Origin of the sequence: Streptomyces sp. NPDC005263 (genome assembly GCF_042872365.1) — a bacterium.
Taxonomy (GTDB): Bacteria; Actinomycetota; Actinomycetes; order Streptomycetales; family Streptomycetaceae; genus Streptomyces.
On record NZ_JBIAKJ010000001.1, the window covers coordinates 722566 to 738340 of the forward strand.

The following is a 15775-nucleotide window of genomic DNA, read 5'->3' on the forward strand; positions in this document are numbered from 1 at the left end:
ACGACCCGTTCATCGGGTCGGCGGTCGTCAGGGGATCACTGTCGTCGCAGGCCGCTGGTGACGCGCTGCCACGGGGAGCGGGTGGCACCGAAGTGGGTCTCGTGTGTCCAGATGTGGGTGCACGAGCGGCACTGCAGGTGGAGCAGGCTGCCGACGTTGGACAGCAGGTAACGCCAGTGCTCGGAGCAGGTGCGGCCCTGCTCGCAGGTGTCGCACCCGCGCCGGTCGTCGCAGTTGGGGCAGGCCACCCAGGCGCGACGCCCGATGTCGGCCTGCGGGTCAAGCGGCAGCACGTCCGCCCCCTCTCCGCGGCAGCACACCGGCCGAGACCAGCTCGTCGTACACCCGCTGCTGTTCCGCGTCGAGGCCGGAGTACAGCAGCTCGTACGCCGCTTCCTCGCCGTGCAGCGCGGCGACGGGGTCCCAGTCGGGGCCGAGGGCGTCCAGGACATGAACGCGCCTGAGCAGTTCGTGGGAGCTCAGGTCGATGGCCAGATCGACTGTGGGGAGGGCGTCAGGTCGGTCCGCCGCAGGCATGTGCGCCTCAGCGGGTTCGTCCGGTTCGCCGGGATGGGCGCGACCATGGGGGGACATGCGACCGAACGTTAGGTAAGCCCCGCTCGCCCCGGCAAGGGCAGGTGGGGGAAGTCACAGTCCTCCGGAAGCCGTACGGGCTGGGGGGAAACCTCCCGTACCGCACGGTATCTCGTGATCTTCCCCCTTGATTTAACTGTATGAGACGTAAAGAAAGTCATGCGGCGGAAGCAGCCGGTCCACGCTCCGTCAGGAGCCGCCGGATCCGGTCTGACGCGGTCGGCGGTACGGCTTCACGGCGCGGCGGGCGATGGCGAACCGGTGGGTCTCGGACGGGCCGTCGTAGATCCGGAACGGCCGCACCTCCCTGATCAGTCGCGCCAGCGGGGCGTCCTCCGCGGAGATGCCCAGCGCGCCGCAGATCTGCACCGCCCGGTCCACGATCCGGCCCACGGCCTCCGCCACGAAGACCTTGGACACCGACGAGAACTGTCCGGCGCTCGCGGAGCCGTTGTCCAACTCCCAGGCGGTACGCCAGATCAGCGCCCGGCTCGCCTCGATGTCGATCTCGGAGTCGGCCAGCATCTGCTGCACCATGCCGAGGTCCCCCAGCAGCGAGCCGAAGGCCTCGCGGGTCCCGGCCCGCTCCAGGGCGACGTCCCGGGCGCGCCGCGCGGCCCCGAGCCAGCGCATGCAGTGCGTCAGCCGGGCGGGACCGAGGCGGACCTGGGCGTTCTCGAAGCCGCGGTCCACCTGGCCGAGCACCTGCCCCTCGCCGACCACGCACTCCTCGAACACGACCTCGCTGTGTCCGGCGAAGAGACTCTCGTCCAGCGTGTCGATGTTCCTGACCACGCGCATACCCGGGTTGCCGCCGTCGACGAGGAACATGGTGGCGCCGCCCGGACCGCCGGGGCTGCCGTCGGTGCGGGCCATCACGATGGTGAAGTCGGCGCCGTCGGCCCCGGTGATGAACCACTTGCGCCCGTCGATGCGCCAGCCCCCGGGGACACGCACCGCCGTGGTCCGCAGGGCGCGGGGGTCGGCGCCGGCGCCCGGCGCGGGCTCGGTCATCGCGAAGCAGGAGCGAAAGTCACCGGCCGCCAGCGGGCGGAGATAGCGGGCCTGCTGCTCCTCGGTGGCCACCTTCTCCAGCAGGTGCATGTTGCCCTCGTCCGGGGCCGCGCAGTTCAGCGCCAGCGGGCCGAGCACCGAGTACCCGGCGGCTTCGAACACCACCGCCTGTCCGCGCAGGTCGAGCCCGTGCCCGCCCCACCGCTCGGGGACGTGCGGCGCGAACACGCCCGCCTCGCGGGCCCCCTGCTGCAGGGCCTCGCGCAGGGCCCGCGGGGCGTCGTGGACGGACCCGCCGCATTCGCGCTCGGCGGGGATGACCACCTCGCGGACGAACTCGGCGGTGGCCTCGGCGAGCCGGGCGACTGACGGATCGACATCGAACTGGATCGGCACGGTTCCTCCCGCCGACAGGCGAACGGGCGCCAGTGCCCGCCGCATCGCGGAAACTGTACAACGAATCAAGTATCTTTTGACCCCAGCTGACAGAGAAGTCCCGACGGCGAGCCAATCCCCGCCGACAACGCGAACCGGCCATTGCCGAAACTGTAGGGCGGGTCCAGTATGTGAGCGCCGTTCCCGAGGGGGAAACGGCCGTTCCGACGAGGGGAGAAGATCTCCGATGAGCACCCAGCCGGTCCGGGTCGTCCGCCATGCCGACGGGGTCGTGGAGCTGCTGCTCGACGACCCCGCACGTGGAAACGCCCTCGACCTCACCACCGCCGAGGCCCTGCGCGACGCGGCCGTCCACGTCACCGCGGACCCCGGCGGGGCGGTGCTCCTGCGGGCGACGGGCGGGAACTTCTGCGTGGGCGGTGACCTGCGCGCCTTCGCCGGGCGGGGAGCGGACACCGCCTCCTACGTCCAGGCGGTCGCCGACGCCGCGCACGAGGCCGTACAGGCACTGCACGCGCTGCCCGTCCCGGTGGTGAGCGCCGTGCGCGGGGCGGCGGCGGGCGGCGGGGTCGGGCTGGCCCTGGCGGGCGACCTCGTCGTGGCGGCCCGCTCGGCGCGCTTCCGGCTGGCGTACACGGCGATCGGGCTCACCCCGGACTGTGGCGCCTCCTGGATCCTGCAGCGCCTGCTGGGGCCCCGGCGGGCAGCGGACCTGATCCTCACCAACCGGGTCCTGACCGGCGAGGACGCCGAGCGATGGGGGCTGGTGTCCCGGGTCGTGGAGGACGACGAACTCGACGACACCGCCCACCGGACGGCCACCGAGCTGGCCGCCGGCTCCGGCGCCGCGCTACGGGCCGCGAAGGCGCTGCTGCGGGCGGGCGCCGAGGCACCGCTCGGCGAACACCTCGCCGCGGAGGCGCACTCCATCGCCACCCTGGCGGGCGGCGCCGAGGCCCAGGACGCGATGGCCGCGTTTCTCGCCGCGCGGTCCCGCGGCCGGGGGTCCGCCGAGCGGACGGCACCCCAGGAGCCGCAAAGTGTTTCTTGAGTACCTCTTCACTAACAGGGGGGCTTGAGCGTAACCTCCGGGCAACACAGATCGCAGTTCCCTGCCTCGCACCACCGAGCGCAGTCCCTGCGACCCGGCAACCGTCGCCGCGCGGCCTGAGTCCGCGCCCCACAGAGAAGGAGTGGAGATGCATTCTGCTGCCGCGGAGCGGACAGACGCTCTCGACCATTCCCTCACCGATGCCGTCGTCGACCTCGTCCTGCGCGGCATGTGGCGCGGTGAGCCGGAATCCCGCTACCACCCCCTGGTCGACGCGGGCCTCGCCATGGTGAAGGGCCAGCTGGTGCTGCCCACCGAGTACGCCAAGAGCGCCGCCGCGAAACTGCTGCGGGTCCCGCCGGGCTCCGAGCTCCAGGACCGGATCACCGCGGTCTACGAGGCGTTCCTGCCGGTCAACAGGCAGGTCCGCGAGGTCTGCACGGCCTGGCAGTGCCGCCCCGACGGCAGCGTCAACGACCACACCGACAGCGTCTACGACGCCGAGGTCCGCGAGATGCTGGAGGACGTCCACGAGGCCATCCAGCCGGTGCTGCGCAGGCTGGAGCGGCTGCTCGCGGGCAGCGGCCGGTATCTCGTCGGCCTGGAGGAGGCGCTCGACCGGTTCGACGACGGTGAGGCCCAATGGCTGGCCTCGCCCCTGTGCGACTCGTACCACACCGTCTGGATGCGGCTCCACCAGGAGCTGCTGCTGGTCCTGGGCGTCAGCCGGACCGAGGACGAGGCCCTCGAGGAGGAGCTGGTCCGAAGGAGCCGGGGTTGAGCGTCACCGACGGCCGGGCGGGCGCGATCGGCCGGCCCCAGGACACCACGCAGTCGCGGGACACCACTCAGGTCCCGGGCCCTGCCCCGGTCCAGGACCCCACTCAGACACAGGCCCCCGGCCTCGCCCTGGTGCCGTACGGCCAGGGCCGTATCCGGGGACTCGACGCGGACGAGCTGGGCACGCACGGCGTCGCGATGGACCGGCTGGTGGCCCTCGGGCTGCCGGTGGTCCCCGGGCTGACCGTGCCCGCGGGCTCCGCGTCCGCGCTGGGCGAGCCCGGCACCGCCCGCGCGGCCGTCGACCTCGTGGAGCAGCTGTCCGGACGCCGGATCGGGGACCCGGCCCGGCCGCTGCTGCTGCGCCTGTCGGCGAGCGCGCCGAGCGAGGTCGCCGGACTGCCGCCCGACCTCGCCTGTCTCGGCGTCACCCCGGACAGCGCCGACGACCTGTGCGCCGTCATCGGCCGCGCGGAGGCGCTGTACGAGGTGTGGGCGGCCACCGTCCGGATGATCGCGGAGTACGCCCTCGACGTACCGGCCGCGCTGCTGGACGACGCTCTCCTCGACGCACCCGAGCCCCGCGCCCGGGTCGAGGCACTGTTGTCCCTCGTCGCACAGCACGCCGAGCGGCCCTTCCCGGACGACCCGGCGCAGCAACTCGCGCTGGCGGCCCGGGCGATGCTGGCCCGCTGGGACTCACCGCGCGCCAGAAGGTCGCGCCGGGCCCAGCGGCTCGCCCCCGACCTGGGTGTCGCCCTGCACGTACAGGCGCTGCGCATCGGTCCGGCGGACCGCTCCGGTTACGGCACCGCGGTCAGCCGGCACCCGGAGACGGGCCGTTTCTCCGCCCAGGGCGCGTTCTTCCGGGGCGTACGCCGAAGCGCGCCGCCCCCGCACACGGGTGAACCGCTGGAGAAGCTCGCCGCGGGCACCACGCTGCTGGAGCATTCGCTGCTCACCCTCGAGCGCCATCTGCACGCGCCGGTCTCCGTCGACTTCGAGGTGCGCGACGGCGAGGTCTCGCTGCTCGCCGCCACGGCGCACAGCCGCCCGCCGTTGCGCGCCTCGGTGTGCCTGGCGGCGGACCTGGCCCGGGACGGGGTGCTCGGCAAGGAGGAGGCGGTACGGCGGATCAGGCCCGCGCAGGTGCAGGAGCTGCTGCACCCGCAGCTGAGGCTGACCGGTGGCGAGGACCTTCTGGTACGCGGGTTGCCCGCGTCCCCCGGGGCGGCCGCGGGCGTCGTCGCGCTGTCCAGCGAACGCGCCCTGGAGCTGGCCGCCGAGAACACGCCAGCCGTCCTGGTGATGCACGAGACGACACCGGCCGACGTCCCCGGAATGCTGGCCGCCGCCGCCGTACTGACCGGCAGCGGCGGTATCGCCTCGCACGCGGCGGTGGTGGCGCGCGGCGCCGGGAAACCGGCGGTCTGCGGTGCCGAGGGGCTGCGCGTGGACCGGGCGGCCGGAACCCTGCGGATCGGAAAACGGGTGCTGCGGGAGGGCGACCCGGTGTCGCTCGACGGCCGCACCGGCGCCGTCTACGCCGGAACGCTGCGCATCAGTGTCGCCGGGCCGCCGCCGGAGCTGTCCACCCTGCTGGAGTGGGCCGACGGCGCGCGGCGGCTCGGTGTACGGGTCAACGCCGACACCGCGTCGGAGGTGAACACCGCCGTCGCCCTCGGCGCGGAGGGTGTGGGCCTGTGCCGTACGGAACACCAGTTCCTCGGCGAGCGGCTGCCGCTGATCCGCAGGGTCATCCTGGCCGCCGACCCGGCGGCCCGCGAGGAGGCACTGCTCGCCCTGGAGCACGCACAGCACGAGGACTTCAAGGCACTCCTTGCCGCGGTCGGCGACCGCCCGGTCACCGTGCGCCTGCTGGACGCGCCGCTGCACGAGTTCCTGCCCGCGCCCGGCGAGGCGGGCGACGAGGGGGCGGAGCAGCGCGCCGCGTCCTTGCGGGAGGCCAACCCCATGCTCGGGCTGCGCGGCGTACGTCTGGCGCTGCTGCACGAACGGCTCTACCCGGCGCAGGCCGAGGCGCTCTTCTCCGCCTGGACCGAGGTCGCCGCGACCGGGGTCACGCCCCAGCTGGAGGTCATGATCCCGCTGGTCAGCCTGCCCGAGGAACTCAAGGCGGCCGCCACCTTCGTACGCGACGCCGCCGCGGCGGTGGCCGCCCGCACCGGGGTGGAGGTGCCGTACCGGCTGGGCACGATGATCGAGACTCCGCGGGCCGCGCTGCTGGCCGCGGAACTCGCCGAGCACGCCGAGTTCTTCTCCTTCGGGACGAACGACCTCACCCAGCTCACGTACGGGTTCTCCCGGGACGACGTGGAACGGCAGGTGCTCGCCTCGTACCAGGAGCGCGGGTTCCTCACCGCCAGCCCGTTCGCCCGGCTCGATCCGCACGGGGTCGGCGCGCTGATCGCGCTCGCGGTGGAGAAGGCCAGGAGCGTACGGCCGGACATCAAGCTCGGTGTGTGCGGTGAGCACGGCGGGGACCCCGAGTCGATCGCGTTCTGCGACGACCTGGGGCTGGACTACGTCTCCTGCTCCGCGCACCGCGTACCGGTCGCCCGGATGGCGGCGGCGCACAGCGCGCTGCGCGGACGCGAAAGCGGGAGCGACAGCCGGAGCGGAAGCGGAAGCCGGAGCGAAAGCGACCGGGACGGGGTGGCGACATGACGACGGTGACCGATCGCGCGGGCGGAGCGACCGAGATGCCCGCGGAGTCCGAAGCCTCCGCTGCCTTGGAAGCCTCCGCGGCCGAACTGGAGGATCTGCGCGAGACCGTGCGCTCGGTGTGCGCGGACGCGGGTGGCATCGCCGCGGTGCGCCGCCTCGACGAGCACCTCCCCCGTATCGACGCCGGCCTGTGGGGCACCCTCGGCCGGCAGGTGGGCCTCGCGGCTCTCGGGCTGCCGGAGTCCGTGGGCGGCGTCGGGGGCCTCGCGGAGATCGCCGTGGTGTGTGAGGAACTCGGCAGGACGCTGGCACCGGTGCCGCTGCTGTCCTCCACCGTGCTGGCCGGTCAGGTGCTGGTCGGCTGCGGTACCGCAGCGAAGTCACTGGCGGAGCTGGCGAACGGCCGGGTGCACGCGCTCGCCGTGGTCGCGCCCGACGGGGTGTGGCGGCCGGAGGCCGTGCCGGTCGGGGTCACCTGGCGGGGCGGCGGCGCGGTCCTCGACGGCACCGCGCCGTTCGTCCTGGACGGGGCGGACGCCGAGGCCCTGGTGGTCGCGGCCGCCGGTCCTGACGGTGTGGACCTCTTCCTCGCCGACCCGTGCGAGCCGGGCGTGACCGTCCGCCCGGTGCCCACTCTGGATCTCAGCCGCGGCCAGGCGGTCGTCACGTTCTCCGGTGTCCGGGCCCGTGCGCTGACCGCCGGGGGCGAGGGGACGGAGGTCGTCACCCGCGCCCTGGACACCGCCCTGGTGGCGCTGGCCGCCGAACAGCTGGGCGGGGCGCAGGCGGCGCTGGACATGACGGTGGCGCACGTCCGGGAGCGTACGCAGTTCGGCCGGGCGATCGGCAGTTTCCAGGCGGTCAAGCACACCTGCGCGGACATGCTGCTCCAGGTCGAGTCGGCGCGGTCCGCGGTGGTGCGCGCGGTCCGTGCGGCCGGGTCCCCGGGGGCTCTCGCGGAGGCCGCGGCCGTGGCTCAGTCGTGGTGCGGCGAGGCGTTCACGTCCGTCGCCGCGGAGTGCGTGCAGCTGCACGGCGGCATGGGCTTCACCTGGGAGCACGACGCGCACCTGTACTTCCGGCGCGCGCAGTCCGACGCCGTGCTGCTGGGCGGCGCCACACACCACCGGGAACGGCTCGCCGGGCTGCTGGGCTGGTAGCCCGCGCCCCACCGGCGCGAGTCCGCGGCCGGTAAGAGACAGGACGACAGCATGACCACCAGACTCATCGACGAGGGCCTGTTCGCCGACGTGGATCCACCGCGTCTGGTGGGGGCACGCTGCGCGGGGTGCGGCACCGTCGTCTTCCCCCGGCAGGACTCCTGCCCCAGGTGCTCGGGCGGGACCATGTCCGAGCACCCGCTGCCGGTGGCCGGGCGGGTGTGGTCGTGGACGCGGCAGGCGTTCGCGCCCAAGCCGCCGTACCGGATGCCGGCCGACGGCCACCAGCCGTACCACGTGGGCTATGTGGACCTCGGCGAGGTACTGGTCGAGGCACGCCTCGCGGTCTCCCGCCCGGACATCCGGATCGGACTTCCGGTCCGGCTCACCACGGTGCCCGCGTACCAGGACGAGGACGGCACCGAGGTCTTGACCTTCGCGTTCCGCCCGGACCCGGAAGGACAGCGATGAGCCGGGCCGACGAGGTCTATGTGGTCGGATGCGGCATGCACCCCTTCGGCCGCGACGAGTCCGTCACCGGGATGGACATGGCCGCCCGCGCGGTACGCGAGGCGCTGGCCGACGCCGGCGTCGCCTGGGAGGACATCGGTTACGCGGCGGGCGGCTCCGACGTGTCCGGCAAACCCGACACCCTGGTGAGCCGACTGGGGCTGACCGGTGTGCCGTTCGTCAATGTGCAGAACGGCTGCGCCACCGGGGCCTCGACGGTGCTCACGGTGGCCAACGCGCTGCGGGCGGGCGAGGCGTCGCTGGGGCTGGCGGTGGGGTTCGACAAGCACGAGCGGGGCGCGTTCCACGTCTCCGCGGCCCGGTACGGTCTGGGCGACTGGTACGCGGAGACCGGGATGATGCTGACGACCCAGTTCTTCGCCCTCAAGACGCAGCGGTACCTGCACGAGCACGGAATTCCGGAGCGGGCGCTGGCGTCGGTGGCCGCGCGCGCCTTCCGCAACGGAGCCCGCCACCCCCTGGCCTGGCGGCGCAAGGAGTTGACGGAGCAGGAGATCCTGGACTCCGCCGAGGTGAGCCCGCCCCTCACGCAGTACATGTTCTGTTCGCCGGGGCAGGGCGCGGCCGCGCTGGTGCTGGCGCGCGGGGAGCGAGCGTTCGACCTGTGCGAACGGCCGGTGAGACTGGCGTCGTTGGCCTTCCGGACCCGACGGTTCGGCTCCTTCGAGGTGTTCGCGCCCTGGCTGCCACCGGGCCCGCACCGCAGCCCGAGCGTGGACGCGGCACAGGCGGTCTTCCGAGGCGCCGGTGTCGGGCCCGGGGATGTGCGGGTGGCCCAGTTGCAGGACACCGACAGCGGCTCGGAGTTGATCCATTTGGCGGAGACCGGGCTGTGCGGGCACGGCGAGCAGGAGGACCTGCTGACCGCGGGCGAGACCGACTTCACGGGCCGGATCCCGGTCAACACCGACGGCGGGTGCCTGGCGAACGGGGAGCCGGTCGGCGCGTCGGGACTGCGCCAGTTCCACGAGGTCGTACGGCAGTTGCAGGGCCGCGCCCCGGGCGTACAGGTGCCGGGCGGCCCGCGGGTGGGCTTCACCCATGTGTACGGGGCGCCGGGGATCAGCGCCTGTGCGGTGCTGACGGTCTGACCGGCCCGGCCGCGTCCGGCTCTGTCCGCCGGCCAAGCAGAGAACCTGGGAGAGCTGTCATGAGCGAGGTCAGGACCGCCCTGGTCACCGGCGGCGCGCGCGGGATCGGCGTCGAGATCTGCCGCCAACTCGCCGAGCGGGGGCTGCGGGTTCTGGTCGGGGCGCGAAAGCGGGAGGCGGCCGAGGAGGTGTGCCGCGCCATCGGGCCCGCGGCGCTGCCGCTCGCCCTCGACGTGGGTTCCGCACTCAGTGTCTCCACAGCGGTGGGGGAGGCCGAGGAACTGATCGGTGGCGGGAGCGGAATCGACGTACTGGTGAACAACGCGGGCGTGTCCCTGGACGGCGATCTGCGGCCCCCGCACCTCGACGAGGAGATCCTGCGCGCCACTTTGGACATCAACCTGGTGGGCGCCTGGCGGATGGCCGAGGCCGTCGTCCCGGGCATGGTGCGGGCCGGGTACGGGCGGGTGGTCAACCTCACCAGCTCGTACGGCTCGCTGGCGCTGATGGACTCCGGTCGGCATCCTGCCTACCGCGTCTCCAAGACCGCCCTCAACGCCCTGACCCGCATGCTCGCGGGCGAACTGGCGGGCACGGGCGTCCTGGTCAACGCGGCCGACCCCGGCTGGACCCGCAGCGGCATGGGCGGCGCCGCCGCCCCGCGCGGGCCGGAGGAGGGCGCGGACACGCCCGTCTGGCTGGCCACCCTTCCCGAGGGCGACACGACCACGGGCGAGTTGTTCGCGGGGCGCAGACCACTGCCCTGGTGAACCGGGTTGCCCGACACCCGCTCTCTCAGGCCGTCGTGGCGGCGGACTCGGTCTTCTGGTCGGCGGCGACGATGCGCAGCGCCAGGGACCTGACCGCCTGCTGCACCGACCGGGACGGCAGCTGCGACAGCGGCCCGCCCTCCGCCCGCAGCGCCATCACCAGGATGGTCGTACTGATCAGCGTGCGGACCGCGAGGGCCTGCGACGCGTGCCGTGCCTTGGCCGCCCGGGGGCCGCGGGTGGTGCTCTCGGGCAGGTAGTCGTACGCCCGCTGGATGTGCCGCTGCTCGAACTCGTCGCGCAGCAGCTTGATGTTGCCGTTGGCGGAGGCGATCTGTACCTGGTAGAGCCGCGCTTCGTCCGGGTTCTTCTCCACCCAGTCCCACACCGCGTCGATGACGCGCACCAGGCCTTCGGCGTCACCTGGCTCGGTGTCCGGCCGGGCGGTCTCCACGACGGTGTTCAGCTGGTCGAAGACGCGCCGCATCGCGAGTTCGAGCAGCTCCTCCTTGCCCGCGAAGTGGTAGTACACGGCCGTGGGCACCACCTGGGCCTCGTCCGCGATGTCCTGCACACTGGTCTCCGCGAAACCGTTGCGGCCGAACACCCGGACGGCCGCGCTGATGATGTGCTGACGTCGCGAGGGTCGGTGGGCGGGCTGCTTGCCGTTCGTGGTGGCCATCACGCTCCCTGGCGGTTGCCGCGACCGGTGCCCGTGCGCCCCGGTGTACTGACCATGCTATCTAGTTACTCCCGTGGGTCGTACCCGTCAAACCTGGTGCGTGTGTGGCTCAGGAGCGTGGAGGGCACGGCATACTTGACATCATGACTACATCCGGGACCCGCGCAGCCCACCGCCCCTCGCGCAGGCAGTGGGTGATCGAGGCAGCCACGGAGCTCTTCGCCACCCAGCCTCCGGACGAGGTGACGGTGGCGGACATCGCGGCGCGGGCGGAGATGACGTCGGCCGCGGTGTACTACCACTTCTCCTCCAAGGACCAGGTCCTGGTGGAAGGCATGCGGGTTTTCGCCGCCGCGCTGCGGGAGCAGTTGGAGACGCTCACCGAGGCACACCGGCCCGGTTCGGACATCGGTCCGACCGTCACGGCACTGGTGGTCTGGCTGGGCGAACACCGGTCGGCCGCGACCGTCTTCTTCGTGTCCTCGGCCGGCATGAGCCAGGAGGCGGAGGCCCTGCGCCAGGAGATCCGCACGCAGTTGCTGGACGAACTGGTACGACTGGTACGCAAGGGCCGCGAACCGGTCACGGACGCGGAGGCGGCGGTGATCGGCCTGGGGGTGCTGGCGCTGCTCGAAACCGCGGCGGTCTCACAGGTGCGGGGGGACGATGTCTACCGCTCCCTCGGGCACCGTTCCTTCATCAACGAGGTCGGTCGGCTCGCCGAGCGGATCGCGGATCCGGCGGCGGCGGACCAGCGGCCCTGAGTGGCGGACCCGAGCAGGGTGCCATCGGCTGTTCCTTGGCCGGGGCCACTCCCGTCGGCCGGCTGAGGCGGTGACGGCCGACGGGAGTGGAGACGGGGGTGTCAGACCAGCAGCCGCAGGGGTGTGCGCAGCAGCTCACCGATCGTGCGCAGGTATTCGGCCGCCGGTGCCCCGTCCACGGCGCGGTGGTCGAAGGTGAGGCTGAGGGTGAGCACCCGGGTCCGCCGGGGCTGTTCGTCCGTCCACTCCACGCCGTCCCTGAGCCGTCCCACTCCGAGGATGGCGACATTGCCGGGGTTGATCACCGGGGTGAAGAAGTCGACGCCGTACCCACCCAGCGAGGTGACGGTGAACGTGGCCCCTTCGAGGAGCGCCGGGGAGATCCGGCCGGACCGGGCCTGGTCTGCCAACTCCCTGGACCGGGAGGCGATGTGGGGCAGCGGCAGGTCCGCCGCGTCCTCGATCACGGGGACCAGCAGACCGTTGGGTACCGCGACGGCGAACCCGAGGTGGACGCTCTCGTACAGGTGAACGCCGTTTTCTGTCACCGTCGCGTTGAGCAGCGGGTGTGCGCGAAGCGCCAGTGCGGCGGCCTTGATGAGGAAATCGTTGAGGCTGGGCACCGGCAGGTCCGTGTCCGCCCACTCCTGCTTCAACTGGTCCCGCAGCGCCACGACGGCGTCCATCCGCACCTCGTAACCGTGCGTCAGCTGCGCCATCTCCTGGAGGCTGGCGTGCATTCGGCGGGCGATGGTGCCCCGCATCCCGGTGAGCGGGATGACGTCCCCGGGCTGCGGCGATGCGGGGGCCTGGCGGGCCTTGGCCGGGGTCGGCGCGGGTGCGGCCGACGGTGTGGCCGTCGGTGTAGTGGCCGTCGGTGTGGCGGCGTCGAGATCGGCCCGGCGGATCCGGCCGCCCGCCCCCGTGCCGCGTACGTCGGCCAGGTCGATGCCACGTTCCTTCGCCAGTTTGCGGACCAGGGGCGAGGCGGGGGTCACCGAGTCCGCCGGCAGGGAGGCGGGCGGCTGTGGCGCCGGGATCAGCAGGTACTCCTCCACGTCCTCGGAGACGATCCGGCCGCCGGGCCCGGTGCCGCGTACGGCGGTGAGGTCCACGCCGGTGTCGGCGGCGACCCGCCGGGCGTTCGGCGAGGCCAGGAGGCGGGCCCCCGAGCCGTTGAGCCCGGTCGCGCCGTTGAGCCCAGTCGTGTTGAGCCCAGCGGTGCCGTTGAGCCCCACCGTGCTGTTGAGCCCCGCCGTGCCGTCGGGTGACGGCGTCACGGAGGGAACGTCCCCAGCGGTGGGCGCCGGTGCGCCCCCCGTGCCGGGCGGCGGTTCGCCTTCGGCCAGCAGCCAGCCGATGAGTGCCCCGGCCGGGACGGTGGCCCCGGCTGCGACCACGGGGTGGAACACTCCCCCGGCCTCCGCCTCGACATCCACGTCGACCTTGTCGGTGGCCAGCCGCAGCAGGGCGTCGCCCTCCGCGACGGCGGCACCGGCCGGCACGAGCCACTCGTCGATCGTGCCTTCCTGCATGGTCAGGCCGATCTTCGGCAGCAGAACCTCGACCGCCACGTCGGTCACGACCTTTCGAGGAGACGGCGGCAGCCCTGCGCGATGCGGGCCCGGTCGGGCACATAGGCCTTCTCAAGGACCGGCGAGAACGGCACCGGGGAGAAGGGGGCGCCGATCCGCAGGACGGGCGCGTCCAGGTAGTCGAAGGCCGCGTCCTGGATCTGTGCGGCGATCTCCGCGCCGAGTCCTCCGAAGGTGACGGCCTCGTGCACGACGAGCACACGGTTGGTGCGTCGCGCGGAGGCGATCATCGTCTCGGTGTCCAGGGGCTGCACGGTACGGGGGTCGATCACCTCCACCTCGATGCCCTCGGCGGCCAGTTCCCCGGCCGCCGCGAGGGCCTCGCCCACCATGCGACCAAGGGCGATGACGGTGACGTCGGAGCCCTGCCGCGCGGTGTGGGCCTGGCCGAGCGGGATGCCGTAGATCTCCTCGGGCACCTCGGCCTTGCTGCCCAGCAGGACCTTGTTGAGCATGACGACGACCGGGTTGTTGTCCCGGATGGCGGAGACGGTCAGGCCCTTGGCGGTGTACGCGTCGCACGGCATCACGACCTTGAGGCCGGGCACGTGCGCGAGCCAGGCCTCAAGGCTCTGGCTGTGCTGGGCGGCGGCGCCGAGACCCGCGCCGGAGGCGGTGGTGATGGTCAGCGGCACCGAGACGGAGCCGCCGAACATGTACTTCATCTTGGCGGCCTGGTTGACGATCTGGTCCAGGCAGACACCGATGAAGTCCATGAACATGAGGTCGACGACGGGGCGCAGGCCCCGGGCGGCGGCGCCCACGCCCAGGCCGACGAGCGCGGCCTCGGAGATCGGGGTGTCGATCATGCGGCGCGGGCCGAACTCGTCGAGCAGGTTGTCGAACATGCGGAAGACACCGCCGTAGCCGGCCACGTCCTCGCCGGCGACGAAGACGTTCTCGTCCTCGCGCATGGCCTGCGCCAGGCCCTCGTTGAAGGCCTTGACGTAGGTGAGCTGGCGGGCCGTGCCGACGGGGGCGACGGGGGGCGCTTCGGAGATGGTGGTCATGCGGTCACCCCGAGTAGACGTTGAGGAGCAGGTCTGCGGTGTCGGGCAGCGGGCTGGCCTCCGCGTACGCGATGGCCTCGGCGATCTCGTCGCGGGTGCGCTGCCAGGTGTCGTCCAGTTCGGCGCGGGTGGCGGTGCCGTCGGCGAGGGCGCGGGCCTCGAGGAGGTCGATCGCGTCGCGAGCCTTCCACTCCTCGACCTCCGCGTCCGAGCGGTAGGGGTGACGCAGTCCCTTGACGCCCTGGTGGTCGTAGTAGCGGTAGGTCTTGGCCTCGATGAACATGGGGCCCTCGCCGGCCCGGGCGCGTTCGACGGCCTCGACGGTGGCCTGGTGGACGGCGACCGCGTCCATGCCGTCGACGATCACGCTGGGCATGCCGTAGGCGGCGGCCCGGTCGGCGACGTCGGTGATCAGCATGTGCTTCGACTGCGGGGTGAACTCGGCGTAGCCGTTGTTCTCGCAGACGAACAGCACCGGCAGGCGCAGTATCGCGGCCATGTTGGCGGCCTCGTGGAAGCTGCCGATGTTGGTGGCGCCGTCACCGAAGAAGGTCACGGCGATGTTGTCCTCGCCCCGGTACTGGGCGGCGAAGGCGGCGCCGACGGCGATCGGGATGCCGGCGCCGACGATGCCGTTGGCGCCGAGCATGCCGAGGGTGACGTCGTTGATGTGCATGCTTCCGCCGCGGCCGAGGCAGGCGCCGGTGACGCGGCCGTACAGCTCGGCGTACATGTGCCGGAAGCTGACGCCCTTGGCCACGGCATGGCCGTGTCCGCGGTGTGTGGAGGTGATCTGGTCGTCGTCGCGGAGGGCCGTCATGACGCCCGCGGCCACGGCCTCCTGACCGACGTAGAGGTGCAGGAAGCCCGGCAGCTTGCCGGCCTCCATGAGTTTTCCCGCCTCGGTCTCGAAGAGGCGGATGCGCACCATGCGTTCATGCAGATCCCTGATGACCTGCGCTGATGCCTGGTTCGCGGCCGGATCGGCCGACTTCTTCGATGCCCTGTGAGCCATCGTCCGCCCCTTCGCCCCGAGCGAGGTGATCCCAGCAGTCCGACTTTCTTGTGCCGGTCTACAGTAACCAGCAGGAGGTCACCTTACTGAAGTCAGTCTCTAATTACTACGTCTCGGACGGACCCGGCTCCCTCTCGTCGCCGCGCTCGTCGACCAGCTCCAGCACATTGCCCTCCGGATCCGCCCAGAAGCTGATCCGGCGACCGCGCGCCCGCACGACGACCGGGTCCGACAGCGACCGGGCGCCACCGGCCGCCAGGGCCGTCACGACCGGACCGAGGTCATCCAGAGGGAAGGTGAGATACGACAGACCCCGGCGCGCCGTCAGCGGTACGACCGAGTCACCGGGCGCCGAGCCGGCCTGAGGCAGGACCAGCTTGACGCGCCCCCCGGCCGGAACCTGAAGCCACACGACGAGCAGCTCCCCGCCCAGCCCGGCCGCGGCGGCGATGGACGCCGGGACGCGGGAGCGGTGCACCTCGACGCAGCCGAGCACCTCGCGGTAGAAGCGCTCCATCCGTTCCAGGTCGCGCACGACGATCCCCGCCTCGAACGGCGCGGTCAGGTGCGCCCGCACATCGGACACCGGGTCCGTCAAACCGCCTGCCATCACACCACCTCCACATCGAGCGTG

16 protein-coding genes are annotated in these 15775 nt (G+C 72.5%); 8 read left to right on the forward strand and 8 right to left on the reverse strand.

The annotated features are described in order from the left end of the window. Positions 1–35 precede the first annotated feature (35 nt). The 3 genes from ACFYRY_RS03350 to ACFYRY_RS03360 all read right to left on the reverse strand — a co-directional run bounded on the left by ACFYRY_RS03350 (position 36) and on the right by ACFYRY_RS03360 (position 2049). The gene (locus ACFYRY_RS03350) at positions 36–293 is read right to left on the reverse strand and encodes a hypothetical protein (protein WP_389139464.1); all 258 of its coding nucleotides are present in this window, start codon (positions 291–293) and stop codon (positions 36–38) included. Then, positions 280–594, reverse strand: coding sequence for a DUF6400 family protein (locus ACFYRY_RS03355; protein ID WP_389139466.1), 315 nt, complete (start codon positions 592–594; stop codon positions 280–282). The genes ACFYRY_RS03350 and ACFYRY_RS03355 overlap by 14 nt, the downstream gene beginning before the upstream one ends. Positions 595–783: 189 nt before the next feature. Next, on the reverse strand, positions 784–2049 hold the full coding sequence (locus ACFYRY_RS03360) for an acyl-CoA dehydrogenase family protein (protein ID WP_389139467.1): 1266 nt from the start codon (positions 2047–2049) through the stop codon (positions 784–786). Between the two features lie 181 nt (positions 2050–2230). Here ACFYRY_RS03360 and ACFYRY_RS03365 point away from each other — a divergent pair, with 181 nt between their 5' ends. From ACFYRY_RS03365 to ACFYRY_RS03395, 7 genes are all read left to right on the forward strand, one after another. Continuing rightward, positions 2231–3055 carry an enoyl-CoA hydratase/isomerase family protein gene (locus ACFYRY_RS03365; RefSeq protein WP_389139469.1) on the forward strand — a complete coding sequence of 275 codons (825 nt, stop codon included), beginning with the start codon at positions 2231–2233 and terminating at the stop codon, positions 3053–3055. A 148-nt stretch (positions 3056–3203) separates the two neighbouring features. Continuing rightward, the gene (locus ACFYRY_RS03370; protein ID WP_389139471.1) at positions 3204–3836 is read left to right on the forward strand and encodes a hypothetical protein; all 633 of its coding nucleotides are present in this window, start codon (positions 3204–3206) and stop codon (positions 3834–3836) included. Next, entirely contained in the window at positions 3833–6523 is a 2691-nt protein-coding gene (locus ACFYRY_RS03375; protein ID WP_389139473.1) for a putative PEP-binding protein, read from the forward strand. The genes ACFYRY_RS03370 and ACFYRY_RS03375 overlap by 4 nt, the downstream gene beginning before the upstream one ends. Continuing rightward, complete coding sequence (locus ACFYRY_RS03380) at positions 6520–7683, forward strand: acyl-CoA dehydrogenase family protein (RefSeq protein WP_389139475.1); 1164 nt, start codon at positions 6520–6522, stop codon at positions 7681–7683. Before ACFYRY_RS03375 ends, ACFYRY_RS03380 begins: the two co-directional genes overlap by 4 nt. Before the next feature lie 51 nt (positions 7684–7734). Continuing rightward, positions 7735–8154: a Zn-ribbon domain-containing OB-fold protein gene (locus ACFYRY_RS03385; RefSeq protein ID WP_389139476.1), complete on the forward strand. Its 420-nt coding sequence runs from the start codon at positions 7735–7737 to the stop codon at positions 8152–8154. Next, positions 8151–9305 carry a thiolase family protein gene (locus tag ACFYRY_RS03390; protein WP_389139478.1) on the forward strand — a complete coding sequence of 385 codons (1155 nt, stop codon included), beginning with the start codon at positions 8151–8153 and terminating at the stop codon, positions 9303–9305. The genes ACFYRY_RS03385 and ACFYRY_RS03390 overlap by 4 nt, the downstream gene beginning before the upstream one ends. A gap of 59 nt (positions 9306–9364) precedes the next feature. After that, positions 9365–10075 carry an SDR family NAD(P)-dependent oxidoreductase gene (locus tag ACFYRY_RS03395; RefSeq protein ID WP_389139480.1) on the forward strand — a complete coding sequence of 237 codons (711 nt, stop codon included), beginning with the start codon at positions 9365–9367 and terminating at the stop codon, positions 10073–10075. A gap of 25 nt (positions 10076–10100) precedes the next feature. Here the strand turns inward: ACFYRY_RS03395 and ACFYRY_RS03400 are convergent, their stop codons facing one another. Continuing rightward, positions 10101–10757: a TetR/AcrR family transcriptional regulator gene (locus ACFYRY_RS03400; protein ID WP_389139482.1), complete on the reverse strand. Its 657-nt coding sequence runs from the start codon at positions 10755–10757 to the stop codon at positions 10101–10103. A gap of 143 nt (positions 10758–10900) precedes the next feature. Here ACFYRY_RS03400 and ACFYRY_RS03405 point away from each other — a divergent pair, with 143 nt between their 5' ends. Further along, positions 10901–11521, forward strand: a complete 621-nt coding sequence (locus ACFYRY_RS03405; protein WP_389139483.1) for a TetR/AcrR family transcriptional regulator — start codon at positions 10901–10903, stop codon at positions 11519–11521. Between the two features lie 101 nt (positions 11522–11622). On the opposite strand, the gene ACFYRY_RS03410 is transcribed toward ACFYRY_RS03405, so the two are convergent. The 4 genes from ACFYRY_RS03410 to ACFYRY_RS03425 form a co-directional block, all read right to left on the reverse strand. Continuing rightward, complete coding sequence (locus ACFYRY_RS03410) at positions 11623–13104, reverse strand: 2-oxo acid dehydrogenase subunit E2 (RefSeq protein WP_389139485.1); 1482 nt, start codon at positions 13102–13104, stop codon at positions 11623–11625. Next, entirely contained in the window at positions 13101–14126 is a 1026-nt protein-coding gene (locus tag ACFYRY_RS03415) for an alpha-ketoacid dehydrogenase subunit beta (protein ID WP_389139486.1), read from the reverse strand. Before ACFYRY_RS03415 ends, ACFYRY_RS03410 begins: the two co-directional genes overlap by 4 nt. Before the next feature lie 4 nt (positions 14127–14130). After that, the gene (locus ACFYRY_RS03420) at positions 14131–15141 is read right to left on the reverse strand and encodes a thiamine pyrophosphate-dependent dehydrogenase E1 component subunit alpha (protein ID WP_389139488.1); all 1011 of its coding nucleotides are present in this window, start codon (positions 15139–15141) and stop codon (positions 14131–14133) included. A gap of 106 nt (positions 15142–15247) precedes the next feature. Next, positions 15248–15751, reverse strand: coding sequence for a VOC family protein (locus ACFYRY_RS03425; protein WP_389139490.1), 504 nt, complete (start codon positions 15749–15751; stop codon positions 15248–15250). Positions 15752–15775 lie beyond the last annotated feature (24 nt).

Excerpts from the sequence above, each read along its gene's own strand:
- ACFYRY_RS03400 (WP_389139482.1), bottom strand. The coding sequence starts at position 10,757 with ATGGCCACCACGAACGGCAAGCAGCCCGCCCACCGACCCTCGCGACGT.
- ACFYRY_RS03425 (WP_389139490.1), bottom strand. The coding sequence starts at position 15,751 with ATGGCAGGCGGTTTGACGGACCCGGTGTCCGATGTGCGGGCGCACCTG.
- ACFYRY_RS03380 (WP_389139475.1), top strand. The coding sequence starts at position 6,520 with ATGACGACGGTGACCGATCGCGCGGGCGGAGCGACCGAGATGCCCGCG.
- ACFYRY_RS03405 (WP_389139483.1), top strand. The coding sequence starts at position 10,901 with ATGACTACATCCGGGACCCGCGCAGCCCACCGCCCCTCGCGCAGGCAG.
- ACFYRY_RS03355 (WP_389139466.1), bottom strand. The coding sequence starts at position 594 with ATGTCCCCCCATGGTCGCGCCCATCCCGGCGAACCGGACGAACCCGCT.
- ACFYRY_RS03370 (WP_389139471.1), top strand. The coding sequence starts at position 3,204 with ATGCATTCTGCTGCCGCGGAGCGGACAGACGCTCTCGACCATTCCCTC.
- ACFYRY_RS03360 (WP_389139467.1), bottom strand. The coding sequence starts at position 2,049 with ATGCGGCGGGCACTGGCGCCCGTTCGCCTGTCGGCGGGAGGAACCGTG.
- ACFYRY_RS03385 (WP_389139476.1), top strand. The coding sequence starts at position 7,735 with ATGACCACCAGACTCATCGACGAGGGCCTGTTCGCCGACGTGGATCCA.
- ACFYRY_RS03420 (WP_389139488.1), bottom strand. The coding sequence starts at position 15,141 with ATGGCTCACAGGGCATCGAAGAAGTCGGCCGATCCGGCCGCGAACCAG.
- ACFYRY_RS03395 (WP_389139480.1), top strand. The coding sequence starts at position 9,365 with ATGAGCGAGGTCAGGACCGCCCTGGTCACCGGCGGCGCGCGCGGGATC.
- ACFYRY_RS03415 (WP_389139486.1), bottom strand. The coding sequence starts at position 14,126 with ATGACCACCATCTCCGAAGCGCCCCCCGTCGCCCCCGTCGGCACGGCC.
- ACFYRY_RS03390 (WP_389139478.1), top strand. The coding sequence starts at position 8,151 with ATGAGCCGGGCCGACGAGGTCTATGTGGTCGGATGCGGCATGCACCCC.
- ACFYRY_RS03365 (WP_389139469.1), top strand. The coding sequence starts at position 2,231 with ATGAGCACCCAGCCGGTCCGGGTCGTCCGCCATGCCGACGGGGTCGTG.